This window comes from Vibrio galatheae (genome assembly GCF_000967545.1).
GTDB lineage: Bacteria > Pseudomonadota > Gammaproteobacteria > Enterobacterales > Vibrionaceae > Vibrio > Vibrio galatheae.
This window is the reverse complement of the sequence record NZ_JXXV01000006.1, coordinates 142,002-166,866: the sequence shown is the minus strand read 5'-3', so window position 1 is coordinate 166,866 and position 24,865 is coordinate 142,002. Positions and strand designations below refer to the sequence as shown.

Below are 24,865 nucleotides of genomic sequence, written 5' to 3'. Positions count from 1 at the left end.
CTTAACTGACTGGCATTACGCGCTTGAGCGTTCTTTTTGCTACCTGGTTTATTTAAAAGCCATTGCCCCTTTACCAACACCTTCGTAAGCGATGATCTGTAGTGATTGATCCTCATTAAGACTCGGTTTGACTTGGTCTGCAATGTAACAAGCCAGTAGCTCTACTGTTGTGTCAGTAGGTAGGATCTCAGTTTCACTTTTAGCAATCGCCAATTCGAACTCACCTTGTGGCGCAGTATAGCGGAATCCATAGTGGGTTTCGTCACAGATCGAGTTTGTCTGTTCAACAAAGCTCAAGTCAGCAACCGCTACTTGGTCTTCTTTGGATCCGAGGTAGATATCTTGCCAACGCTTGGCAAAGGCCGACTCTTTCTCTTTGTCACGTTGACCATCAACCAGTATCTCAATTGGAGAACGGTGGCCGTGAGCGATGCGCTGACAGTTCCCGTCGTGCTTTTTCAAACCATGGGTATAGTGATAAAACGCACCCGAGATGGCTTCATGTCGCAAAGTGATTTCAATTCCTGTCACATTGCTTGGCAAGTTATCGCGCAAAATAAGATATACATGTTCGGTGAGGCTCTCGATGTTAACTTCTTCGGCATCGATTAGGCAGTACGCTTCATTTGGGCAATGTAGATGGATACTTTTACTTCCACGTAGGAGATCCAGTGTGGCATAGCCAGCTTTGCTCTCTTTATGGATGATCGCCGAGCTTCGCGCAGGGACGATTAAACGATGATCAACATACTCATCGACAAGGCGTTTGATTTGCTTTTTTACCCGCCCGAAATCCAGCACCATACTCATTTCATTAAGCTCACCAGACATGGTCACATCAAGAATCCAACTATCTCCTACCACCCCTCTTTGTTCACAGATATATGAAGAATCGATAACGGTAAGATCTCTAACAAATAGGTTCAAGTTGAACTCCTTAGTACTTAAATGAGATACGGGAGGCTGAAAATTTTCAGCAGGCACTTCGTCTCATTGATTAGGCTGAATAAATTGGACGGGCAGGATGAAGCAACGACGGTGCAAAGTCCACCTTTTTATGACCCTTGGATAATAGTAGGGCAAAGTCTCGACAATTTTTACTTAATTATGCAGCACATACATGTCTTATAACGCTCATATCATTGAACGCTATAGATTTCTGTAAGCGGCAAGCGAATGGTGAATACTTAGTGTGTTGAAGAAACAAATAGCCTGTAAATTAAAAAGGAGCCATCTGGCTCCATTTTACAAAACGATACGGCTATTAGGCGGCGGCCTCTCTTAATCGCGCAAAAAATACTGGATACTTGTTGCGAATATTTCGCTGCTCATCCACCATAATTTTGAAGGTTGGGCCTTTGCGCAGTTGAACAATGACTTCGTCGTGTTCGAATCTAAGCACCGCGCCTTCTATCTCAACACGGTTTTCATCATTTAGGTTGAGTACGCCTTTCACCGACAGCCCTTTATACATAGTTTCAGTGTTATTCACTACCATGCGAATCCCACCTTCAGAAACCTCTGTTACCTTAAACAACTCTTCGCCGAGTCTAACAAAAGGCCGCGCTCGTTTCGGATATCGTAAACGATAAAACTGTCGTTTTTGTATAAAGCTACTCATGGTCCTATTCCTGCTCCGTGCTAACCATAGCTAGTTATAATCTTAAAGTATAACCTTTTAACACTAAAATGGTGTAGATAAACACGAGTTATTTTACTGATACCTACTATGTCGGCAAGACTACGGATTTTTAAAGTGCTAGCGAGATTTAAACCTCATGGGAATGTTAGAACGTGACGCTCAAACTGCCTTGCCAAATCATCGCCATCACTGTTAGAGCCAAAAACCCAAGCACACCAACACCGAATTTTTCTCGGCCTTTGAATGGGTTAATGCCCTGCTCTCTTTTGGCCTGAACATAAAAGTAGAGCCCAGGCAGATACAAGATTGCGGAAAGCAACAAGTAGTTCAGCCCCGAGGCATAGAGTAGCCAGAGCCCGTATATTGTGGCACTAACACCGATCAGTAGCAGGCGACCTTTGTTCTTCTCTTCGATAGCAATCTTGAGTACAAACGCACCAATTAAAAAATAAGGCACAAGGATCATTTCTGAGGCGATGGGAGGTCACTTCTGAAAGGATAAAGCGAGGAAAATCATGCCAACGCCAGTGATTGTCCAGCCAATGATAGCGGCGGCAGGACTTGCAACTGAAGCCATATTTTGCGGTAAGCTAAAGACACCTGCTCCAATCATAGAGCAGATAACAATTGCGGTAAGCGAACTTAGGCCAAGCTTTTTATCCATGGTTGTTTCTGGGTATAGATTCAGGGAGGCTAATCTTACGCTGAAACGGCCTATTTAGGCAGATTTGAACCACGCAAAACCTGACATTCTATGAGCAAATCGAAGATTTCATTGTCACCGATCAATCCAGCGCATGCATTTTAGACTATCCACGCAGAGAAAATAGGATTAAGCAGTATCAAACATCAATTTAATCAAGATAAAACGCGATATATCACTAATAAATGAACAGTCGTTAACATTTAAAATAGAAAAGTTAGACGAAAATAGCGACTAAATATCCGTAACTTCATCGAATTTATTCACAAACACCAGCAACTCTTCAATATTCGACTATGCTTTTAAAAGTGAAAAGCGGCAGCCTATAGCGTGCCGATAATGTTATCCATTACTTCCTGTTTGTAAGGTCGCTGAAAAGCGACCATTTTTTTGTGCAGTACCAATTCGAATAACTAGAAAAAGCAGCTAAGCGCTGCTTTTTAACATTGAAAAGATAGATTAGTGTTGAGCGCTTTCGGCTCGCTGAGCAAATTCTGCTTGTTGATAGATATCGGCCAAACTGCGATCTTTTCTTTGTTTAGCACTCTTTTTCTTGCCGAAAAAATGATGGTCTTGATCGTTCAGCGCCTTTTCATGAGCCTTTGCCGATTGAATAAACTCCGGATCGGACATCGCTTGCTGGCGTAGGCGGTTAACGCGTTCAATAGTTTCCAACAACATATTGCACCTCCTAATTACCTGTATCTATAAACAGTATAGCTAGCCAAACACCATTGTCAAAAAATACTGTATATAAAAACATGAAAATACTTAACTAGCTGCTAGGTATAAGATTATTCTAGGTATGCTTACAGATAAAATGGAAGTTTCCTATGCTTAGCATAGGCGGAACCAATTGATAGATAACGTCTATTACAGCTATCCGTCGTAGCCATTTTTAACCCGCTCCCCTTGTCGATAGAATCAAACACACATTAATCAACTTGGAGCAGAATATGAAAGCGCTCGTCGTAGAAGGTGGCGCAATGCGCGGCATCTTTGCAGCTGGAGTACTCGACTCATTTCTTGAACAAGACTATCAACCCTTCGATTTTGCCATTGGTGTATCAGCAGGTGCGTCAAACTTAGTCGGCTACTTAGCTAAGCAGAAAAATCGCAGCTATCAGGTGATCACGCAGTTGGCAACAAATCGCCAGTTTTTTAATCCAACCCGTTTTATCAAAGGCGGAAACTTGGTAGATGTAAACTGGCTTGTCACAGAGTCAGCAAGACAGTTTCCACTAGACAAACAGACGCTATTTTCAGGGACGCCTCTGGTTGCGAGTGCCACCAACATAGAAACTGGTCAGGCAGAATATTACCAAGTGACGTCAGACAATCTAAATCGGGTTCTTGAAGCGACCAGCGCTCTGCCCATTGCCTATAAGCAAACACCGTGCTTTTCTGGCGGCTGTTATACCGATGGTGGCGTTGCGGACTCCATTCCTGTAATCGAAGCGTATCGACGTGGTGCAAAAGAAATTACTGTGGTGCTGTCTCATCCACTCAGCTACCAAATGCCTCATTCGAGAACTTCTTGGTTGATCAAACGCTTGCTGACTGAACATCCGATGATCGGAGAAGCCTTAGCGAACCGCGCAGAACGCTATAATCATTGCTTGGATTTCATTCGCAATCCACCGAGAGATGTCACTATTCGAGTCATTGCTCCACCAGAAACGTTTGCTGTTAAGCGCTTAACAATGAAAAGAGATCTGCTTGATGATGGCTATCAGATGGGCCGTGTGGAAGGAGAAAAACACCTTGCTAGTCGTGAAGGTGTTTATGGTCTAACGATCGAGAATTGCCACTTTTGTGTTTAAGCACTACTGAGCTATATCGAGTAAGTTATCTCTTACTCCATTGACGCGGAACCAACCTGCAATGCTGTAGCGTTCGGCATTCGTCGGCAATACCTCATGAGGAAATTGCTCCGAGAGGAAAACAAGCAAGCGTCCAGATTTAGGTGAGAGGGTTAACAGTGGATTGTCTTGTAAATCGTAGACCACCAGCTCACCCGCATCTTGCGCTGACCAATCCGCGTTCATATAAAAAACGGTGGTCAAACGGCGGTTTTCATTGCCCTTAAAGCAATCGAGGTGTTTCTGATAAAAATCACCTTTCTCATACTTGGCAAAATGGGCTTCATATTCGAATAACCCAAGGAACAGATGTCTATTTGCAGCTAAACGAATCTGTTCCATTTTAGCCAAATAGTTTTCAACCGGAGTCCCCATATCTGAAGTTAACCAGTGGATTTTGTCACTGCGAATTGAGCTTTCTTGAGCCAGTTCGTCGTTGCGTCCGATGCGTGCTTTGTTCCAATCGAGCGGAAGGTAGTTTCTCAGGTCAGCCACTTCTTGATTGGAAAGAAAATCATCCCAAACGTAGTAGCCTTGGGTGAACAGTGCATCAATAAGTTGGTCCATGTATGTCGTTCAGTGATTAAATCAATGAACGCCTTATACACAATCCGACTTAGCTGTCACAAATCAGATAAATTGTCGTTACGACAAATAATTACATGGGAGTAAGAAGCGTTATAACACAGACAGATTGATTTCTACCGGCTCCCCCAGCCAATAAGCAAACTGGGTGTGATCTTGGATATCATTGCCCGTATCGGCGTGGACTAACACAGAGAGCTTATTGCGCACTTTATCTAGCCATGAAACCACTGCATCAAAATCATCACATGTGAAAGCGATTTGAAAGCTCCACATGGTATGTGGGCCAACAAGCTTCTCATGAAACCGACCGACAGGAACAGTAAATCGTGTTTGTGCTTCAGCTCTTATCTGTTTGGCTAGTTCACGACTCGCCTGATCGAAATAAACGTGGGCGTGGTAATGTTTGTGGTTATTTTTCGGATACGACATAGGCACTCTTAATCTCACTGTTAGCTGGTTTTAGGGGAACGTGATTATTAGGCAACAATGCCCTGTTCGAGCGCATATTTGGCCAACTCGCCCGTACTGTGTAAGTCGAGCTTGTGTTTAATGTTTTGTCGATGGGTTTCTACCGTTCGATAGCTAATATTCAGTAACGACGCGATTTTTTTGCTGCTATTGCCTTCCACAACCAGTTTCAGTATCGCTTCTTCACGGCGACTCAAAGGGTTGGGCTTTTGCGCCACCGGCACCACTTCTTGGGAAAACAGTGTCTGAGTCACTGACTCACAGAAGTAGGTAGAACCTTGGTAAACGGTTTTGATCGCTTGAACCATACGTCGCGCACAGATCTCTTTTAGCATGTAGCCAACCGCGCCGACTTGCATGACCTTCATAATGTACTCGCGGTTATCGTGCATGGTTAACATCAACACCTTCACATCTGGCATCGACTCTTTAATCACACTGGTCGCATCAATACCGTTCATCAAAGGCATGCTAACGTCCATCAGTACCACATCAGGGTTAAGTGCTTTCACCACTTCGATCGCTTCAACACCGTTACATGCAGAACCTATCACTTCAATTTCAGGTTCAGTTTGCAACCTTGCGATAAATCCATCTAATACCACTTGATGATCATCGACAATCACCACTTTAATCGGTTTATCCATATACTAATCCATCCAATTCCAGTAGTACGGTTATTTCTGTGCCTAAGCTTAGGTCACTTTCTATCTCGAAGTCACCGCCAATAAACTCTACCCGCTCGCGCATATTCCTTAAGCCAATGCCGTTTTTTCTCAGTGCACTGTTGACGTCAAAGCCAACACCATCGTCGCGAATAATTAGCTGAAGCCGATCGCCCATCTGGTGCAAGATAACACTCACGGTATTCGCGTGCGCATGTTTTTCAATATTGGTTAGAGACTCTTGTGCAACACGATACAAGGTTGTAGCTACCTCTGATTTCAACTTACCCGGCTGAGTACTCAGTGAGGCTTCGACATCCACTCCTGAGTGGGACTTAAAGTCTTGTAGCAGCGTATTCATCGCAGCCTCTAAGCCAATATCATCAAGGGCGCTGGGGCGCAAATTGTGCGAGATATGCCTTACCTCATTGATCGCCGTCGTGAGTGATTGCTGAGATTTGACAATATGTTGCTGTAAAGGCACATCTGTGATTTTGCTCGATAGCAACTCTAAATGACACTTACTTGAGACTAACAGTTGATTGATTCCGTCATGAAGCTCTCGGGCAAGATGCTTTTTTTCGTCTTCCTGGAACATCACGGTTTTGTGCGCAAGCTCTTTTAAGCTTCGGTCTGCAAGCCGGTGCTCGTGCAAGTTGACCGCTAGGGTAATCACCACAATCACACCGACAGTTACAAGCATAATGACAATCACCGAAAAGAACGTTGTTTCAATATTTTTGCTTACTTCCGACTTAAGATTAGCTACCTCATTGGTAATATCTTCAATGTATAATCCAGTGCCAATCATCCAGTTCCATTTGTCTAACCAAGCGGCGTAGCTGAGTTTTATGACGTTTTCACCAGTCGATGGTTTTTGCCATAAGTAACGGTGAAATCCTCCGCCACTTTGGGCTTGGTCAAGCAAAGCCTCAATCACTAAATCGCCATTCTCGTCCTGAAGATCAATCAGGTTCTGCCCTATCAAGTCAGGCATGATTGGGTGAACAAGATTGGTTCCCTGCTCATCATAAGCAAAAAAGTAACCGTCTTTATCTTTACCGTAGCGAAGTTTCGACAATACAGATTTCACTTGTTGCTTGGCTTCTTCTTCTGGCAGGTTGGAATCGTTATAAATGTGGGCAATGGCGTCAAAAGCTAAGTTGACATGATCCTTAAGCGCGGTTTCCTTTGAACGAATGAGGCCGTCTTCAAAGATGTGAATTTCCTTTTCACCGAGGGTTTTGGCTTGATGGATAGAGATCCAACTCGTCAGCGCGGTGACAAGAAGCAAAGGCAATAGACTAAGCAGTATCAGTTTCGCTTGTAGAGGCATTCCTTTCCCCAATGACAACAGAGGCTGCTTACCGAATGGCAAGCAGCCTCACTTTAACAGGAGTTGTTAATTAAACGTAACTAAAAGATCACATTCCGTAGAATTGAGGGAAAACGAGCAAGGTCGCAAGTACAAAGATCTGTATCGCGATAAATGGCATTACACCGCGATAGATATCTCTGGTGGTGACGCCTTTTGGTGCCACACCTTTTAAATAGAACAAACTAAAACCAAAAGGTGGCGTTAAAAACGACGTCTGCAAGTTCATGGCAATCAAAATAGCGAACCACGTCATGTTAATGCCCATCAGCTCTGCAACTGGCGCAAGGATTGGCACAATGATGAAACAGATCTCTACGAAGTCGATAAAGAAGCCGAGCACTAAAATAACCAGCATAGTGATGATCAGGAAGCCCCATTTATCACCAGGTATCTGCAACAACCACTCCTCAACTAAATAGTCGCCGCCCGTATAAGTAAATGCCATCGAGAAAGCGGTTGCACCGAGCAAAATCGCGAACACCATTGCGGTGACTTTGACCGTTTCCTTCGACGCTTCATAGACCATTGACCAGCTAAACTGACGATAAAGAAGAGCCAGCACGATTGCACCCGCACCACCAAGCGCAGCAGACTCTGTTGGCGTTGCTACACCAGCGAAAATAGAGCCAAGTACGACAATAATCAAAGCCAATGGAGGAATGACAGCCTTAAGCGCCGTGATCACCTCTTGTCTTCTGTCCATTGTACCGTCGCTCGGAATAGGCTGAGCCGCATCTGGATTCATTTTCGCGTAGATCAGGATATACACCACATACGCGCCAACAAGAACAATACCCGGCCATACTGCCGCTTGGAAAAGATCGCCCACTGGCACACCGAGCACGTCGCCAAGCAAAATAAGCACAATGGAAGGCGGAATAATTTGACCTAAGGTACCTGACGCACAGATGGTGCCACACGCTAGACCCTTATCATAGTTGTACTTAAGCATAACAGGCAGTGAGATAAGCCCCATTGCCACCACTGACGCGCCGACGACACCTGTCGAAGCTGCTAGCAAAGCGCCAACCAGAACGGTTGAAATGGCGATACCACCACGAACACCGCCAAACAGTTTGCCCATTGATTCCAGCAACTGCTCTGCTAAACGTGTTTTCTGCAGAACCAATCCCATGAAGACGAACAGCGGAACGGCCATCAACACAGTGTTTTCCATGATGGATTGAATTCGGTAAGGCATGAAAGCAAACATATCCATGCCTTCTGCCCAAACTCCAAAAATTAACGCAATACCGCCAAACGTGAAGGCGACAGGAAAGCCAAGTAGCAAAGCAAACAAGGCAACAAAAAACATTACAATACCGACCACTGTAGCCTCCTTTATTTGCGTTCTTGCGCGTAGATAAGATGTGGATTGATGATTTTATTCAGCGAATGAAGCAATAAACCAACACCACTGATCGCCATAAATAGGAATGACAAAGGAATCATCGCTTTAATTAGCCAGCGGTATGGCAACCCACCGGGATCGCCCGATGTTTCACCGAGCGCGTAACTCTCTTTGGCAAAATCGATTCCGTAATACGCCACCAAAAGACAAAACGGAAAAAGAAAAAACAGGGTACCGAGTAAATCAATGATCGCTTGTGCTTTGTTTGAAAGGCGCTCGTAAAACAAATCGACTCGAACATGACCACCCGCCTTTATTGCGTACGGGACACCAAGTAGAAATACTGCGGAGAACAGATGCCACTCCATCTCTTGAAACGCAATAGAGACATCATTAAATGCATAACGCATGACAACGTCATAAACGACATTGACGAGCAATAAGATAAATAACAGACTTGATAACCATCCGAGAAAGTCACCAAAGCGATTAAAACCTCGCTCAATATAGATCAGGCTTCTCATTCCCTACTCCATGGATTTTTGATAACGCCACTCTAGGGTCTGTTGACCTAATGAGTGGCGTTTTTATAAGATTTTCTTGAGCCTCCCCAACTGCGTGACATTGTCACGCAGCGGGAGCAATATTTATTGTTTAAGTTCTTCTTGTGCCGCTTGGCTGTTTAAGTAGGCGCGGTGAGAGATGTCCGTCCACGAACGCACTTGCTTCAGATAATCCGCTTGAGATTTTTGAATCTCGGCTGCCAATTCATCTTCCGCAGCGTGTTTTGCCAATAGACGATCATTAGCGTCACGCATTGCTTGCATTACAGCAGGTGGGAAATCTTTGACTTGCACGTCTGGGTATTCTGTTTTCATCGAAACCCAGTTCTTGCCACTTTCGTGCGTAGCCTGTGTATACATATCGTAAGCGGCCGTGCGCATTGCTATACGTAGAATTTCACGTAGATCTTCAGGTAAGCTTTCGTACTTACGTTTGTTAACTAGGAACTGAAGCTCTGAACCTGGCTCATGCCAACCTGTGTAGTAGTAAGGCGCGATTTTGTGAAAGCCCATACGTAAATCAAGTGACGGTCCAACCCACTCCAAAGCATCAATGGTGCGACGCTCAAGAGAGGTGTAGAGCTCACCCGGCGCAATATTGGTCGGCTTAGCGCCCAGCTCAGCTAAGATTTCACCTGCGAAACCTGGGATACGCATCTTCAGGCCCTGAAAATCTTCTACCGTGTTAATTTCTTTTTGGAACCAACCGCCCATCTGAACATCAGTGTTACCACCAGGGAAAGAAAGCAGGTTGTGCGGCGCATAAACCTTATCCATGAGCTCCATGCCACCACCGTGATAGAACCACGCGTATTGCTCAGAAGGAGTCATACCAAACGGCATAGAAGTGAAGTACAAGGTGTTTGGCACTTTGCCTTTCCAGTAATATGAGCCTGAGTGACCCATATCGTACTGACCTGATTTCACCATATCAAAAACGCCAAGTGGCGCTTTGTGCTTATTGGCAGAATCAATACGTATTTGTAGACGACCATTCGACATTTTTTCAGCCATTGCCGCCATATTTTTCGTGGCGTCACCAAAAACAGGGAAGTTTGGCCCCCAAGTTTCAGCAAGCTTTAAGCGATACACTTTTTCAGCAGCAGTGGCAGAGGTTGCAACAACTGCTAGGGCTGCAGCAATTGCAGTTCCTTTCAATACTCTTGTTAAAGATTGTTTGATAAGACTCATTTTCACGTCCTTTGTTCCGAGGTCCGCCTTACTAGGCATGTTCTATTTCTTAGACAGAGTGGTTGAACTAGGAACAATATGAAATAGGCGTGAACACGGACTATTTTTAACAATCAAAACAATAATTAGACTAAAGAACTACGTACTTATACGTAGAATAAAAGACATAAAAACTTAAAATAAAATTAAATTCAATTACTTATATAGAATAAAAATAATTCAACCCACCAATTAATACTTAGTTATTTACTCAAATGAGAATCAACTAAAAATGTGACAAAACCATTAAACCGGTTGGGATAAAACGAAAAAGCCTCGACATGGTCGAGGCTCTAAAGCATGTAGACTGAATAGTCAGCGTTGGCGTATGAAGGTTAGATCGCTTTGTAGATCACTTTGTTGCCAGCGAGTTGCTCTTTAACGACTAGGTTTTCTTCTAGCAGTTTTTTCAGAGCGCCTGTCGCCCAAGATGCCGCTTTCGCATCTTCTTGGCCTGCGGCGATGCCGATACCTTTAGGGTTGATACCTTCAGCGTTGCTAACAACGATATCAAGAACTTGTTGCTGCTTAGGTGTTAGCGCAACGTCAGTTGTATTCACGGCTGCTACAACTTTCTCCGCTGCTGGTTTTACAGCTACTTTTTTCTCAACTGCTGGCTTAGCTTTCTTTGTTGCTTGAACGTTAGCAACCGTCGCTTTAATGCGTTTTTGCAGTTTAAGCTGCACGTTACGCTTATGAGCAAGTCTCATCGAGTGTTTCTCCATTTCACTGCATACGGAGCAGTGGTGAAAATTTGAAGCGCGTTTTATACCAAAATTTTGCTGGTATTTACAGGGTATGAGCCGCTTTATGGGACAAAAATACGCGATACAACATCATGCGACTACAATTTAATCAATAAACCAAGTGTTCGAATCTTCAACTACTGATTATATAAACAGATGTATTTATTGCTGAGAGTAACCCGATATGCAAACCGTCCATTTAACCAATCAACCCTTTGTGTTCTCCTCAATTACCATGAGGTGGTTTAGTGGTATTTTCGCTATTGGCTGCCTGTTGCTCTTCTTGTATGCACCGGGTTGGCAGCAAGCCATACTGACCATCATAGTGATTGCGTCACTGCTTGTCTTTGGCTACATCCTGATACTAAAGAGCACGGTCAGATTCACCTTAACCGCCACACATTTTCAGCAGCATTTGTTTAAAGGCGGTTGGGTTGTGAAATGGAATAACGTCCAGAAAATTGGTATTTGTACCTACGAGCACCAAGGCTGGCATCAACCATTGCCTTGGGTAGGGATAAAACTGAAAGACTACTCCCCCTACCTCAACAGCATCTGTCCGAGAATAGCGACTGAAATTCTCCTCAGTCAACGTGCCCTTCTTTATTTAGGCGCTCGTCAACATCAGCAAGGGGCGCAATTTGAAGATATCGTATTGGATTCAAAAGTCTTTACTACTCCTGAGGGTAAGCGTTTTAAAGGGCTTCAGGCGATGCTCGCCAATCGTATGAAATACCAACGGCAGTATTTTGATTATGATATTTTCATTTCTAGCCAAGACTTAGATAGAGATGCAGATGAGTTCGTTGGACTAGCAAGACGATACCTAGCCGCTGCCGATCTCGACGCATAAAAAAGGCCGCTAGCGCGACCTTGAGTAAATCAAATTAGGTGGTTAATACAGTGGCATTTCATCTGCAACAAACGGGTTTGACGCGCGCTCTCTACCAAATGTTGATTCAGGGCCATGACCGGGAACAAATCGAACATCGTTGCCTAACGGCCATAACTTGCCTTTAATTGATGCAATCAAGGTATCAAAATCACCTTTCGGAAAGTCAGTACGACCGATTGAGCCATTGAAGAGCACGTCGCCGACAAACGCCAATTTTGCCTCTTCGCTGAATAGCACTACGTGGCCTGGAGTATGGCCTGGTGTATGAATCACGTTCAAGACTTGGTGACCGAATTTGATGGTATCGCCATCATTAAGCCACTGATCAGGTTCGAGTGCCTTTGTTAGCGGAAAGCCGAACATCTGACTTTGATTTTCTAGCCCTTGCAACCAAAAATTATCGTCTTTATGCGGCCCAATGATGTTTACGCCACCCAACTCACGGGCAAGAGGCTCAGTTCCACCGACATGGTCAAGGTGACCGTGAGTCAATACTAGGTTCACCACCTTTACGCCTAGATCCTTGATTAGCATCGCTAACTGCTTTACATCACCGCCTGGGTCGACAACGATGGCTTCCATGGTTTCATCACACCAAACGATAGAACAGTTCTGGGAAAAGGAAGTAACAGGGACGACTTGGTACTTGAGTGACATAGCTTAACCTTGATAACTATCTAAACTGGCTGAACTATGACACTTGCGCGCCATTTTGACAACCAGATGCGTAATACCATCATGCCCAGTAGCGCACAGGGCCAGTGTCAATATGGACAAAGTTACTTCTTGGATAGTAGCCAACACCACCAACTTGAAGTTCGCGGGCAGCATTGCGCACTCTCTCAAGGCTTACGCCATCAAGGCGAAAGTCAATCGCTTGTCCCAGCATGTGATAACTTTTCTTAGCGACACCACTTGATTGTCTACGTAGGGCTTCATTTGTTGCTGGAGAACGATAACCTGAGATGATCTGTACCTCAGCTTCAACCCCTAACTCTTTTTGAATCAAACTGATATGGTCAAACAATCGCTTGTCCATCGCATGAACTTCATTGCGCCTAAAGTCTCGGCACAAGTGGTTAAGACGATTGAGTTCTTTGTTGACGTAGTTATTACCATCGAAGTAACACGTTTCAAGTGCTTCACTGGTGTGTAAATTTGTTAATGCTAATGAACGAGGTTGATCTGGATAAGATGCCCACACCATACTTGGTGCACAGCTCGCTACTACCAAACCACTTCCGGCCAGCTTAATAAAGTCTCGTCGGGATAATGCCACTTTAAATTACCTTCACATGTTGCTCAAAACGTGTCAAACGGCGACACTACCGGACTCTGTTGTGAAGTGCAAATGCATAAAACATGCTCAAAGAGGCACAATGCAGCGACTTTGTTTATTACCTATTGAAGCCACTCATAAAAATTAATTTTTAATGTCAAAGTAAAGAATGGGTCAATTTTATCCCTTTGTGTAACGAAATCTATCTAAGCGGTAAATATCTTCCCGATAGTGGACATTTCCTTCCTCATACCAAGCCGTCTGATAAATGATATGGACAGGAATCCGGTTTTTTAACGGGATCGATTGATTGGCGACAGGCTCAGCACTCTGTTTTGTCTCGACGGAGGTATCTTGTTCAAAGGTTAAACCTTGCGATTCAAGTAAAGTCACCGCAAAACGATCGGCGTTTTCGACTCGAATACAGCCTGAGCTAAATGCTCTTTGTGTTTCGTCAAATAGCCCTTTACTTGGTGTATCGTGGAGATAAATGGCCCTTCGGTTGGGCGTGTTAAATTTATACAAACCTAGCGCATTGGCGTTACCTGATAGTTGAGTCATTCGATAGGGAAACGCACTGGGTTTCAGATTTTTCCAATCAATCTCTGCTGGGCTAATAATGTCTTGAGAGCCCCACTTAGGGATGATCTTAATATTGTGTGTAGCGAGGTAGTTCACATCCTCTTTCACCTTCGGAATGATGTCTTCAACCATGATTTTCCACGGTACATTCCACGTCGGGTTAAGGATAAGCGAGTCTAATTTGGTCGTCATCACAGGCGTTGGGCGTGCCTTTCTGCCCACGACAACCTTAGACGCAAACAGTTGCTGGCCGCGCGCCCAATACTTCATTTCAAAACTCGGCACATTGACAACAATAATGGTATCACGCTGAACAGGCCAGTAACGGATTCGTTCAGCATTGATTGCTAATATCGACAATCGCTTCTCTATCGCTAAATTTAACCACTTGATGGTATCGGGGCCGATAATGCCATCTTCTTTGAGGCCATGAAGCCGCTGAAACTGTTTAACGGCACTTTCGAGCGTATTATCAAACCAGGTGACATCTTTCCTAACATTAAGCAGGTCAACATCAACCACTTCGAGTCTGTGTAATAATACCTCTCTGTTGGCAAGTTTATCGCCGGCCTTTTTTATCCCTTCTTGGGTGTAAAGAGGGGTCTCCAGTTTCTGAAACTTCACCAGATGCAAATAGGTATCGACGAGCGATTGATAGCCTGAGGAGTCGGGCGTATAACGCTCAATAAGATCCCCTAATGCTTGCTGAGAGATGGCACGATGAGTCGCAATCAAGGCACTGTTAGGAGGGATGGGCAGCGATTCGTTCATCTTACCATCAAAGAACCACTCATTTCCCTCGGTTTTGGCATTTTCCGCGTAACTAAGGTAGAGAAGCAAGGTATCGGTTGCTAACACGTCATACTCATACCATCGATTGCTTTTACGATAAAACTGCAAGTAGTTTAATTGACGTGAAAACAGCGGACTAAAACTGGCGTGGTGGATTAACTCAAGTTGAAACTCGAGTTTGCTACTTTGCTGGAGATCAAACCAGATCATCTGAGAATTGTTATTGCGATATATGTCCTCTACCACTGCTGGATATTGCAGCAAGCGATGCAGTTGACTGTCGGGTTCAAACCAACCTATTTCGTTAAAAAATTGTGTCGCAAAACTCGTTGTGGGCGTTAAGCAAAGCACCAACAACCAACAAGTCCATTTTCCCATTGTTTCATCCCCTGCCATACTCCTAACGGTAAGTATGGCAGAGTTATAGAACAAGAGTATGACTTGTTGTTTAAACTTTTGCGGCTTGCTCCATTGCGGGTGAAAAGATTAACCGATGACGGACCAGTGATTGTCCCATTGAACACCAGATTGTAGGACCTGCTTCTCTCCTGGTTCTAACTGGCTAACAACACCACCCGCCCCGGAACTGACTTTGAATTCTTGCCCTTGGACAACAACGCCTGACGCATCAGGTAAAGGAGAGAGCTCGACCAGTTTTTGGTTGTGTTTAGACCAAATGCCATAGCAGTTACCACGCGGTGATGTCGCGAGGATCCAATCTTCCGTCGCAGCAATACTGGCAATGTAGTGATTAAAACGTGCCCACTGCTCTGGCTCTGCTTGGAGGGGGGTGAGTTTGCCACCAAGAGTATGCATAGCAAGCAGCGCGGGATACTCATCTGGCTCTCCACGGTACTGCTGACCACATAAAACCGTGTTCGAGCCATCATGTGCCAAATGACGAATACTTAACTTGTGATCGTCAAGCCCCACTTGCTCAACAAGCTCACCATTGTGGTCAAGGTAGCTCAAGCTTGGTGTCATTGACTCTAAATTTAGCGGTGCTCTACCATTGGTATGAACGCCACCTACACCCACGACCAACGAATCATCAGGCATAACGATCACTTCATGGGGCCCTAAGCCAAACCCGGTAAATTCTGCCACTTTTTCATAATTCGCAGTGACATCATAGACACCAATAATCCCGCGACTGGTCCCCCGCTCTCCTTCTGTCGCATAGAGCCATTTGCCGTCATTAGAATAGACACCGTGTCCATAGTAATGTCGGTTGCTATCAGCGGCTCTTAATTTAAGCGATTCACCACTGTGATAGTCAAATACTTGGAAAAAGGTTCCCGGGCGGCGGGCAAAAGCAACGCCATGACCGATTGCCGCATTCGAGGCGACGCCATGGCCACGATCAGGTAGTTGCACTTGGCGGATAGGCATACCATTTTTGTCTGCAACCACAGCGTTAAAACGGTTTCGCCCCGAAATAGAGCAGCCAATAAGCGTTGGCTTAGCAGGTTGTGATGACGTTGATACACAGCCAGCCAACGGATACGCCGCCCCAATAAGAGCGGCTTTAAGTAGTGAACGTCTTGTATTATCAGTCACCATCAGTTGCATTAAACCCTATGACGACGCCAAGCTCGATAGCGACTTCTTCATGAATCAGGTACTTTAGCTGCTCAAGCTTATTGTATTGAGCATAAACGTTTTGGTAGCCCTTCTTGGTTTGCAACAAATCAAACAAACTCTCATTGTTTGGCCAAGTTTCGATGGTCATCGCAAACTGGTTAGCAATACTGTCAGCCAATGCCACCTTCCCTTTTTCACGCAGCGCAGCATCAATACCTAAGCCGTTGGCAAAATAGAGCGTTTGCATTGCTTCAATATTCGCTTTTAAGTTCTGCATCGAGGTTTCAGAGCGCCATGACTCGGCAAAATAAGGCCGCGGCTTACCAAACGCCGCCAGTGGACGACTCATCTTTTTCATACTGTATTCGAGCTGATTAGAAAGCAGCGCGATGTATTCAGATTGCCACTGTTTTTGATCCAATGCAGTCCAAGGGTTCTCGCTCCATGCCTCGGCAATTTTTGCCGCATTGAGTTCTATGTTTGCTGTGATGGCTTGAGCAGTGATACAAGTGGTTGAACTTGGTGCTAAGTTGGACGTAGTGTCGAACAGCAACCATTCAATCGCTCCCAAACCTTGTACCGTCACGCTTTGCATCGCAATTTCAGACTGGGTCAAAGCGTGTTTTTGCTTCACCAAACCGCCCATTTTACGACCCGTCGTGTTCTTTTTGTCGGGCCAAAACTGAATATTCCAGCTCTGAGCTAACGCTTGCTCGGGCCCTCGCTCTTGGCCTTGTAGAGCCATCCAAGCCAGCATCGTTTGATGCCATTGTCCTTTTAGGGCCTCCAACTCCGTGGTCGATGCGCAGTACGCCGACATTGCCTGTGACAACTGGGTAGATTGATGTTTAAACGCTTGCGCAGATAAAAACTCTACTTCGTAGACACTTTGGCTAACGTGACTCGTATTTTGAGGCTCTACGGCACCAGTTTGAGTCGTTTGACAACCGATCATCGTCATGGCAATGGCTGCACCTAACGCGATACTTTTATGTTTCATCGTTGAATCCTATAACGAGTTCAAGAACGCGATTAACGCCTCTCTTTCTTTGTGGTTAAACTGCAACACTTTCTGTTTCGCCGTCTCTGCCTCTCCTCCATGCCAAAGCACAGCTTCCATCAGGTTACGAGCACGCCCATCGTGTAAGAAGTAAGTGTGACCATTGACCTCTTTAGTGTAACCAATCCCCCACAGTGGTGGTGTGCGCCACTCCTGACCATTGGCTAGGTATTCAGGTCGATTGTCTGCAAGACCTGCACCCATATCATGGAGCAACAAATCGGTATACGGGTGAATTATCTGGTTTGATAAAGCTGGCAAGTTTTCACGCAAACCGGTTTTAACCGTGGTTTTGTGACAGCTCTCGCAGCCTGTATTAGCAAATAACTTTTGCCCCAATTGTACTTGTGGATCATCAACATTGCGACGGATAGGCACAGCTAAATGCTGAGAATAAAATTCTACAAAGTCGAGAATGTTGTCGCTGACTTCAGGTGAACCGCCATTGGGTAGCTGTTCACAAATCGATTGTTTCGAAGTGCAGTTTTCATTGGGGAATAAGTTGCTAGTCAAACCGACATCACCATTAAAGGCGGCGGCATTTTGCTGCATAAGATTAGGTTGCCCCGCTTTCCAGCCAAAACGTCCTACCGCAAAGTCGTTGGCGAGTACATCCCACACGACATTGACCTTGCCAGAAATCACGCCATCGTTTTGTTTTTGTTCTTTGGCCCACGCGTAAAGTGTCTCATCCGGAATACTTTCCAGTAGTCCCAAGCCAATCATAGGTGGCGCAACACGGGCAGACATTTGCGTATCTGGGTGCATCGCTCCATAACCAAGGTTGGTGATTGACAGGTTTGGTTTACGTAACATCACAACGCTACCATCAGCAAACGTTATGGGCACATCAGAATAGGTGATGTTAATTGTGCCTTCAGGGACTTGATTCGCCAGAGCAAAATCTTGCAACTGTCCACCATACGTGGGTTCAGGGATCACTCCGTCTTTAATGTAGGCTTTCTTTTGCTCTGCCGTCATAGCAGGAATACTTAAACGCACAAGCATTGAGACAGCATGTTGATCATTCGCTTCAGGAGGATGACCTCTCCCATCCTTGATGTGGCAGTTCTGACAGCCATTGGTGTTAAATAGCGGCCCTAGCCCATCTCGGGCTTCTGTGGTGGCTGGTGCTTGTACCCATGGATTGCGAAAGAAACTGTTACCTACACTGAAATCTAAACGTTTAGACATTGGTAGGTTGCCAGCAGGTAAAGAATAAGCGTTTGCACCTTGTTTATTGACTGACGTATCGCCGCCAGACGTAACGTCATAGCCAAATGCAGTGCAAGTACTGAACATGAGAAGACTGGCAAAGACACTTTTCGTGTACAACTTCATACGAGGACTCTCAATAGATAAATAACCCGAAAAATAAAAATGGGAATTATTCTCAAATATCTATCATTAAAAACGGCAAAAGGGCTCTACTGAGCCCTTGTAGTATCTAAAGCTTGCGATCAAAACTCGTGGTCAGCAGTATCTGGATTCAGGCTGCTAATACCGACAATCTTGGCTGCACGCTCAATCTGAGTTGTCTGAGCAACGAGCGACATGATCGTTTCATTAACCAAGGCGTTACCTTGAGTGTTGCCTGCTGCGATTAATTGATCGAAATGTTGACCTTTCTTCTCTGCTGAAGTAACCAACTGACCCACTTGGGCGCGAGTTACATCAAACTGCTTTTGGATTTCCTGTGACGCTTGCTTATCTTTCTGGGCCACAAGATCATTGATGCTTGGACCAGACAACAGGGTGCCATCTTCACGTTTGTAGATACCCGTATATACGTTGTAAATACCTTGTTCGTTGTAGTAATGCGAGTTGTGCGTGTTGTCTGAGAAACAGTCGTGCTCATCTTCCGTTGAGTTGGCTTCTAGTGCCACTTTCATACGCTCACCCGCTAGCTCGCCAAGTGAAAGAGAACCCATTCCAAACAACATCTTACGTAAGCCGTTATCTGCTGAATCAGCTAGAAGTTCTTCACGATAGTTGCCTTTCACATCAGCTGACCACTGCTTTTCCATCCACTCAAGATCTTGAACCAACAGCTCAGCTGCTGCTTTAAGGTATTCGCCGCGACGGTCACAGTTATTATTAGTACATTCTGCACCAACAACGAAGTCAGTGTAGGCACGTTGACCAGCACCAGCGTTAGTACCATTCAGATCTTGCCCCCATAGCAGGAACTCAATCGCATGGTAACCTGAGGCGACGTTGGCTTCTGAGCCACCCACTTCATTGAGATCCGCGATTAACTCAGGTGTAATTTTAGAGACATCCACTTTTGATGCGCCAATGGTCAGCTCTTTGTTTGCAACGATGTTTGCGGCTGCGCCTTCATTACCCAACTCATATTGGTAATCGGACGCAACATAATCGATTAGTCCTTCATCTAGTGGCCATGCGTTTAGTTGACCTTCCCAATCGTCAACGACAGCGTTGCCGAAACGGAAAACTTCAGATTGTTGATAAGGAACGCGCGACGAAAGCCAAACTTGTTTCACTTGCTCAAATTTCGCAGCCGTTGGGTTAGCAAGGAAAGCAGCAACAGATTGATCAAGTGCCTTTGCCGTTGTGAGCGAGTCGGAAAATACAGCGTGAGCGACATCAGCATAATGCTCAACGACCTGTTCTTTAGTTACGTTTGCGGCGAAAGCAGAACTACTTGCAATAAGTAGAGAAGCTGCGACAGATTGAGCTAATAGAGTTTTTACATTCATCGAGAAAGCATCCTTGTTGAGCTTAATAATCATTCTTTATTGCTAGTGCTAATTATTATCATTTGCACCAATAATTGCGAATAATACAAACTTACAATTTTTTTGCAAGCAGTAAACAAAAAAACCTCACAAAAGTGAGGCTTTTATCAACGCTGCAATCTCAAAGGCTTAGAGATCGAGATTATGCTTTCCGTGCGAGATTTTGGCTTTGAGGTAGTTTTCGTTGCCATCTTTCACATGAGCAAGCGTATTGACAACCTCTTCGATCTCAATACCGTGCTCTTTAAGCTCACGGATCTTTTTCGGATTGTTGGTCACAAGGCGAATTTTGTTTGCACCTAGTGCTTGGAGCATCTGAGCGGCTTCTGTGAAATCACGCAGATCATCGCCAAAACCTAAGTGATTGTTAGCTTCGTATGTGTTTAACCCTTCACTTTGTAATTTGTAGGCATCAATTTTGTTATACAGCCCAATCCCACGACCTTCTTGACGTAGATAAAGAATAATCCCACCCGCTTCAGCCATGCGATTAATCGTTTCTTCTAGCTGTTCACCACAGTCACAGCGTGATGAATGGAACACATCACCTGTGAGACATTCTGAATGCATACGGACAAGGGGGGTTGCTTGTGTTTTATCCGCCTGTTTAAAAATGACGGCTACATGCTCTTTATCTGTCTTCAATCCACGAAATGAAAGTAGTTCGGCATCAATACTACTTTTCGCACCGACTTTGAAGTCAACTCTGGCTCTTACTTCCGCCATATTTTTACTCGCTTGAATCTGTGTCTTTACTATTTCTGTCGCTGCATTCATGCAAATGCTCCGCCTGATGTTAACTATGGGGATTGTTACCTATCTTTTCAATGATTAGATCACATTTGTTATAATATAACATTTTCTCCTCAAGACAATAAAAAACCTCACCAACAGACGTTGTGAGGTTTACTCAATCAAGACAAAATTAAAATCAGATCTAGTCTTGCTGGTTTTTCCATACCGACAATGCAATCCAACAAGCTTCTAACTCTCTCAACTCTTCGTCGGTTAAAAGAGATAAAGTTGGCTTTGTTTGAGGAAGCGCGCACGCCTGTATGGCACGAATATGCGCGTAAAAATCTTCTCGTAATTGAGTAATATTCAAGGCCACTGCTTTTCCCTAAGAATCTAGTGATATTTGTATAAAAATGAGTCATTAGATGCACTTGTCTAAATAATGATACCAAATGACATAATTGCCGCAAAGAATAGACAACAAAATGCGGAGTAAGTCACATTATTTATACAGTTTAAGTCTTTACTTTTCTTGATATTAGTTTGATCAAAATGATCTTTTATCCACCCTAAATAGTCGCGGCTATAGCCTTAACAATCTAAACAGTTTGGACTAGCTCAAGCCGCGAGAAAATGCTCGATCTAAAGAACGAAAAAGAGCAGCAATTGCTGCTCTGATTAGTTTCTGAAACCCAACTTAACCGTTCCTTGGGTATCAAACCACAAGGCCTCTTTTCGACGGCGGCCAATGAGAATTGGTCCATCGTCGTAAAATAAGAAATTTTTCCAATGCTTTTTAAATACCGACCATTTGGTCTCAATCACATTGTACTTTTCATAACAGAAGTAAACGGTGACATCATCTTGCCAATCAATAAATTCGGCGACCTCTGGCGGTAAAGCGTCTTCATCGGCTTCCCAGGCAGCCATCCAGTCGACACTCTGTTGCCAGTTTGATTCTTTCATTGGCCAGTCACTCGAACTTAATCGTTCCGCGTCAGGGCTTTGTGCACTGATGTTCTCTTTCCATAACTGAGAGGCACGCGCTTGCGTCATTGGTTTTATCGCTTCTAAATCCTGTTCAGGTACTGGCATAGACTGATGGGTGAAAATCCATTTTCTTTGGTATTCATCCAAAGTAAGGTATGACATTAAATTTCCTCTTGAAGCACTTACGCTTTCAGCCAACCATTTTTCGTGGCGTCTTCGATGATTTGTTTAGCTTTGTCCCACAATGCTTGTGAGCCGTACTCGATTTTTTGGTTCACGGTCAGTGCTTGTTGACGAGTAACTCCATGCTCTAGCCAGCTCTGACCTTGATTATGATAGTTACGTAACATGGGAATAATTCGGTCTAATGCTTTGGAAAATTTGGCATCGCTAGACTGTGCTGATTCAAATTCTAACCACAATTCCAGAAGTTGCTGCCCTTGCTCGATTGGCAACATGCCAAAAAGACGCTCGGCCGCAGCCCGCTCTTTCTGCTCTTGTTCAGCAGAAGCCGCCACATCATAAACAAAGGTGTCGCCCGCATCAATTTCCACAATGTCATGGATCAAAAGCATTTTCACCACACGTGCTATATCGACGGGCTGGTTAGCATGCTCTTCCATCAATATCGCCATGAGCGCCACGTGCCAACTATGCTCAGCGCTGTTTTCTAAACGGCCCTGGGCGCTTTTTACCCGCGTGCGGCGTAACACAGATTTAAGTTGGTCCAACTCCATCAAAAGGGCCAATTGTTTCTCAAGTCTTTGCAAGTTAGGCCTCCTTCCAGTTGGGGTTAACGAGCGATGTCAAATTATGGTCTTCCCATTTTCCGTTAATCAACAAATAGTCTTTGGCAAACCCTTCTTTAATAAAACCAACGCGCTGCAGCACGGCTTCACTACGATGATTACGCGGCATATAGCTCGCCATCACACGATGAAGGTTCTGCACTTTAAACATATAGTTCACGGCCAGTTTCAATGCACGCGTCATCGCTCCCCTCCCTTGGGCACTTTCTGCCAGCGAGTAACCTACATTGCAAGCATGGAAAGGAAAGCGTGAAATGTTGCTAAACGAAATAGTACCCAACATCTGATTGGTTTCTTTATCGATAACCAACAAGTAATAGCCAAGTCCCATTTTATGTAATTCGTTGAGCTTAATGAGTTTTTGCGTCCAACCAGACAGAGTAAAAAAACCGTCTTCGCGTTTAGGCTCCCATTCGCGTAGATGTTGCCGATTGGCAATGAAATACTCGGTAATCAAATGGGCGTCAGTCGGCTCAGCGGTACGAACAATGATGTCGTTGTCCACCTCATAAACTGAGGTGGGTGTCGTAATTCTTTCCATCTAGTTTTTTCTAATACCATATTCACGCAGTTTGTTCGCCACTGAGGTGTGGGAGACGTTTAGGCGCTTAGCTAGTTTACGGCTTGAAGGGAATGACTGATAAAGACGCTCTAGAACCTGAGATTCATACTCTTTCATGATCTCATCTAGTGAGCCATCCAGATTGATCGTTGGCGTATTGGCATGCGAGCTTTCCAACTGTGGCAGATGGAATAAATCGGCGGTCAGTGTATCAGACTCCAATTCAGTCAACGCACGCAGCACCATGTTCTCTAGTTGGCGCATATTGCCCGGCCATTGATAACTCACCAATTGATCAACCAGAGACTCATCAATTACCGGTTTAGAAATACCGAGTTGCTTAACATATTTGGCGACAAACAGTTCAAGCAATGGCGCGATGTCATTGGAGCGTTCTCTTAACGGTGGGATCTGCAACGTCAACACGTTTAGGCGATAGAACAGATCTTCACGAAATGATCCCGACTCAGCTAAGTCTGCCAATTGGTGCCTTGTCGAAGCAATCACACGGACATCGACATGAATTTCATCCTCTTCCCCGACGCGGCGGAAGGTGCCATCTTGCAACAAACGCAGCAATTTAATTTGCAGATGTGGACTCATTTCACCAATTTCGTCGAGAAAAACCGTACCGCCGTTCGCCTGTTCGAATATCCCTTTGTGACCTTGCTCGTGGTTAAACGACCCTGGTGCATGGCCAAACAGCTCCGTTTCTGCGACGCCATCCGGCATAGAGGCACAGCTTAAGACTAAAAACGGATGAGCAGCACGGTGTGAGCGATTGTGACAAGCGCGGGCTAACATCTCTTTTCCGGTTCCCGTTTCACCTTGAATCAACAGCGGTTGGTCAAGCATTGATAGTTTTTTCGCCTGACTGATTAACGCTTTATGTCGATTGGAGACACCGACAAAGTGCTCAAAACCTAGGTTATTGTGCAAGGGTAAGGAATCATCAAACAGAGGTGTCTCTTGCGCAGAGCGAATGATCATCACCGTACTTGCCAAGACAGATTCGTTGGATTCATCGGAGATGTAAACGGGCATGATTTCCATCATGTAATCGAGCCCACTGATGACGATGTCTTCTCGTTGACGAGTAATTTTGCCCTCCACCCATTTGGCAAAATTGAAACTTGGCAGTAGTGTCGATATTTGATGACCGATCATTTCGCTTTCTTCACAACCAAACAACGATAGCGCGGCGTGATTGGCCATATCGACATGACCTTTGAGATCAATCGCCAGCACAGGTTCTGGTAGATTGTTAAGCAGTGAGATAAGTTCGTTGTTGTGACGTTCAATCGGCATAAACTGTATCTTACGAACATCTTTTACGCCCGAGATACGACGTATCTCTGCCATCAGTTCACTAAAGGTATCAAAGTCGATATCTGGGCAGTTTAAGTAAATAATCCCTGAAATATCGATTTCGATACCTCGAAGATCCAAGTTTTTCGAAGCAAGGATATCGAGCAATTCACGAGTCAGACCAAGTCTGTCTTCACAGAAAACTTCTAGGCGCACGGATAAGTTCCTAAATAGGTGTCACGAAAAGTTGACAGTAGTTTCCCTTAAGCCTAGATCCTCGTCAAGCAAACAGATATTACTTGCTTCACATT

26 protein-coding genes and 2 pseudogenes are annotated in these 24,865 nt (G+C 44.7%); 2 read left to right on the top strand and 26 right to left on the bottom strand.

The genetic code is table 11. The annotated features are described in order from the left end of the window. Window positions 1-48: 48 nt before the first annotated feature. The 5 genes and pseudogenes from TW81_RS02745 to TW81_RS02725 all read right to left on the bottom strand — a co-directional run bounded on the left by TW81_RS02745 (window position 49) and on the right by TW81_RS02725 (window position 3,026). A complete protein-coding gene (locus TW81_RS02745) occupies window positions 49-927 on the bottom strand; it encodes a 6-pyruvoyl trahydropterin synthase family protein (RefSeq protein ID WP_045954192.1) in 879 nt (292 codons plus the stop codon). A 337-nt stretch (window positions 928-1,264) separates the two neighbouring features. Further along, entirely contained in the window at window positions 1,265-1,621 is a 357-nt protein-coding gene (locus TW81_RS02740) for a PilZ domain-containing protein (RefSeq protein WP_045954191.1), read from the bottom strand. A gap of 166 nt (window positions 1,622-1,787) precedes the next feature. Beyond that, window positions 1,788-2,117 (bottom strand): annotated as a pseudogene (locus TW81_RS02735) (basic amino acid/polyamine antiporter); the annotation flags it as partial. Between the two features lie 12 nt (window positions 2,118-2,129). Then, window positions 2,130-2,306, bottom strand: a pseudogene (locus tag TW81_RS02730) (basic amino acid/polyamine antiporter); the annotation flags it as partial. 498 nt (window positions 2,307-2,804) lie between these two features. Further along, the gene (locus tag TW81_RS02725; protein WP_045954188.1) at window positions 2,805-3,026 is read right to left on the bottom strand and encodes a hypothetical protein; all 222 of its coding nucleotides are present in this window, start codon (window positions 3,024-3,026) and stop codon (window positions 2,805-2,807) included. A gap of 275 nt (window positions 3,027-3,301) precedes the next feature. Here TW81_RS02725 and TW81_RS02720 point away from each other — a divergent pair, with 275 nt between their 5' ends. Further along, the gene (locus TW81_RS02720; protein ID WP_045954187.1) at window positions 3,302-4,168 is read left to right on the top strand and encodes a patatin-like phospholipase family protein; all 867 of its coding nucleotides are present in this window, start codon (window positions 3,302-3,304) and stop codon (window positions 4,166-4,168) included. A 3-nt stretch (window positions 4,169-4,171) separates the two neighbouring features. Here TW81_RS02720 and TW81_RS02715 read toward each other — a convergent pair whose 3' ends face one another. From TW81_RS02715 to TW81_RS02680, 8 genes are all read right to left on the bottom strand, one after another. After that, window positions 4,172-4,774 carry a 2OG-Fe(II) oxygenase gene (locus TW81_RS02715; protein ID WP_045954186.1) on the bottom strand — a complete coding sequence of 201 codons (603 nt, stop codon included), beginning with the start codon at window positions 4,772-4,774 and terminating at the stop codon, window positions 4,172-4,174. A 111-nt stretch (window positions 4,775-4,885) separates the two neighbouring features. Further along, window positions 4,886-5,224 carry a DOPA 4,5-dioxygenase family protein gene (locus tag TW81_RS02710; protein ID WP_045954185.1) on the bottom strand — a complete coding sequence of 113 codons (339 nt, stop codon included), beginning with the start codon at window positions 5,222-5,224 and terminating at the stop codon, window positions 4,886-4,888. A gap of 47 nt (window positions 5,225-5,271) precedes the next feature. Next, entirely contained in the window at window positions 5,272-5,910 is a 639-nt protein-coding gene (locus TW81_RS02705; protein WP_045954184.1) for a response regulator, read from the bottom strand. Continuing rightward, complete coding sequence (locus TW81_RS02700) at window positions 5,903-7,264, bottom strand: cache domain-containing protein (RefSeq protein WP_045954183.1); 1,362 nt, start codon at window positions 7,262-7,264, stop codon at window positions 5,903-5,905. The genes TW81_RS02705 and TW81_RS02700 overlap by 8 nt, the downstream gene beginning before the upstream one ends. 88 nt (window positions 7,265-7,352) lie before the next feature. Then, the gene (locus TW81_RS02695) at window positions 7,353-8,636 is read right to left on the bottom strand and encodes a TRAP transporter large permease (RefSeq protein ID WP_045954182.1); all 1,284 of its coding nucleotides are present in this window, start codon (window positions 8,634-8,636) and stop codon (window positions 7,353-7,355) included. Between the two features lie 11 nt (window positions 8,637-8,647). Beyond that, on the bottom strand, window positions 8,648-9,181 hold the full coding sequence (locus TW81_RS02690; protein WP_045954181.1) for a TRAP transporter small permease subunit: 534 nt from the start codon (window positions 9,179-9,181) through the stop codon (window positions 8,648-8,650). A gap of 123 nt (window positions 9,182-9,304) precedes the next feature. After that, on the bottom strand, window positions 9,305-10,411 hold the full coding sequence (locus TW81_RS02685) for a TRAP transporter substrate-binding protein (RefSeq protein ID WP_045954180.1): 1,107 nt from the start codon (window positions 10,409-10,411) through the stop codon (window positions 9,305-9,307). A 374-nt stretch (window positions 10,412-10,785) separates the two neighbouring features. After that, window positions 10,786-11,160 carry a hypothetical protein gene (locus tag TW81_RS02680; protein WP_045954179.1) on the bottom strand — a complete coding sequence of 125 codons (375 nt, stop codon included), beginning with the start codon at window positions 11,158-11,160 and terminating at the stop codon, window positions 10,786-10,788. A gap of 220 nt (window positions 11,161-11,380) precedes the next feature. Between TW81_RS02680 and TW81_RS02675 the strand changes: the two genes are divergently transcribed. Next, window positions 11,381-12,049, top strand: a complete 669-nt coding sequence (locus TW81_RS02675) for a DUF2982 domain-containing protein (protein WP_045954178.1) — start codon at window positions 11,381-11,383, stop codon at window positions 12,047-12,049. Window positions 12,050-12,091: 42 nt separating this feature from the next. On the opposite strand, the gene TW81_RS02670 is transcribed toward TW81_RS02675, so the two are convergent. The 13 genes from TW81_RS02670 to tyrR form a co-directional block, all read right to left on the bottom strand. Then, window positions 12,092-12,748, bottom strand: coding sequence for an MBL fold metallo-hydrolase (locus TW81_RS02670; protein ID WP_045954177.1), 657 nt, complete (start codon window positions 12,746-12,748; stop codon window positions 12,092-12,094). Between the two features lie 79 nt (window positions 12,749-12,827). Continuing rightward, on the bottom strand, window positions 12,828-13,370 hold the full coding sequence (mepK, locus tag TW81_RS02665) for a peptidoglycan L,D-endopeptidase MepK (RefSeq protein ID WP_045954176.1): 543 nt from the start codon (window positions 13,368-13,370) through the stop codon (window positions 12,828-12,830). Window positions 13,371-13,550: 180 nt separating this feature from the next. Then, window positions 13,551-15,122, bottom strand: coding sequence for a L,D-transpeptidase family protein (locus TW81_RS02660; RefSeq protein ID WP_045954208.1), 1,572 nt, complete (start codon window positions 15,120-15,122; stop codon window positions 13,551-13,553). A gap of 108 nt (window positions 15,123-15,230) precedes the next feature. Next, the gene (locus TW81_RS02655; protein WP_204243974.1) at window positions 15,231-16,316 is read right to left on the bottom strand and encodes a DUF1513 domain-containing protein; all 1,086 of its coding nucleotides are present in this window, start codon (window positions 16,314-16,316) and stop codon (window positions 15,231-15,233) included. Further along, window positions 16,297-17,328: an imelysin family protein gene (locus tag TW81_RS02650; RefSeq protein ID WP_045954175.1), complete on the bottom strand. Its 1,032-nt coding sequence runs from the start codon at window positions 17,326-17,328 to the stop codon at window positions 16,297-16,299. Before TW81_RS02650 ends, TW81_RS02655 begins: the two co-directional genes overlap by 20 nt. Window positions 17,329-17,337: 9 nt before the next feature. After that, window positions 17,338-18,729: a di-heme oxidoreductase family protein gene (locus TW81_RS02645; protein WP_045954174.1), complete on the bottom strand. Its 1,392-nt coding sequence runs from the start codon at window positions 18,727-18,729 to the stop codon at window positions 17,338-17,340. Between the two features lie 119 nt (window positions 18,730-18,848). Next, a complete protein-coding gene (locus TW81_RS02640) occupies window positions 18,849-20,111 on the bottom strand; it encodes an imelysin family protein (protein WP_045954173.1) in 1,263 nt (420 codons plus the stop codon). Window positions 20,112-20,279: 168 nt separating this feature from the next. After that, the gene (locus TW81_RS02635; RefSeq protein WP_045954172.1) at window positions 20,280-20,927 is read right to left on the bottom strand and encodes a GTP cyclohydrolase II; all 648 of its coding nucleotides are present in this window, start codon (window positions 20,925-20,927) and stop codon (window positions 20,280-20,282) included. A 160-nt stretch (window positions 20,928-21,087) separates the two neighbouring features. Then, a complete protein-coding gene (locus tag TW81_RS19385) occupies window positions 21,088-21,261 on the bottom strand; it encodes a hypothetical protein (protein WP_204243973.1) in 174 nt (57 codons plus the stop codon). 302 nt (window positions 21,262-21,563) lie between these two features. Next, a complete protein-coding gene (locus tag TW81_RS02625) occupies window positions 21,564-22,037 on the bottom strand; it encodes a DUF2947 domain-containing protein (protein ID WP_045954171.1) in 474 nt (157 codons plus the stop codon). Between the two features lie 20 nt (window positions 22,038-22,057). Then, the gene (locus TW81_RS02620; RefSeq protein WP_045954170.1) at window positions 22,058-22,645 is read right to left on the bottom strand and encodes an HD domain-containing protein; all 588 of its coding nucleotides are present in this window, start codon (window positions 22,643-22,645) and stop codon (window positions 22,058-22,060) included. A gap of 1 nt (window position 22,646) precedes the next feature. Beyond that, a complete protein-coding gene (gene rimJ / locus TW81_RS02615; RefSeq protein ID WP_045954169.1) occupies window positions 22,647-23,225 on the bottom strand; it encodes a ribosomal protein S5-alanine N-acetyltransferase in 579 nt (192 codons plus the stop codon). Then, the gene (tyrR, locus tag TW81_RS02610) at window positions 23,226-24,770 is read right to left on the bottom strand and encodes a transcriptional regulator TyrR (RefSeq protein WP_045954168.1); all 1,545 of its coding nucleotides are present in this window, start codon (window positions 24,768-24,770) and stop codon (window positions 23,226-23,228) included. It lies immediately after the preceding gene. Window positions 24,771-24,865 lie beyond the last annotated feature (95 nt).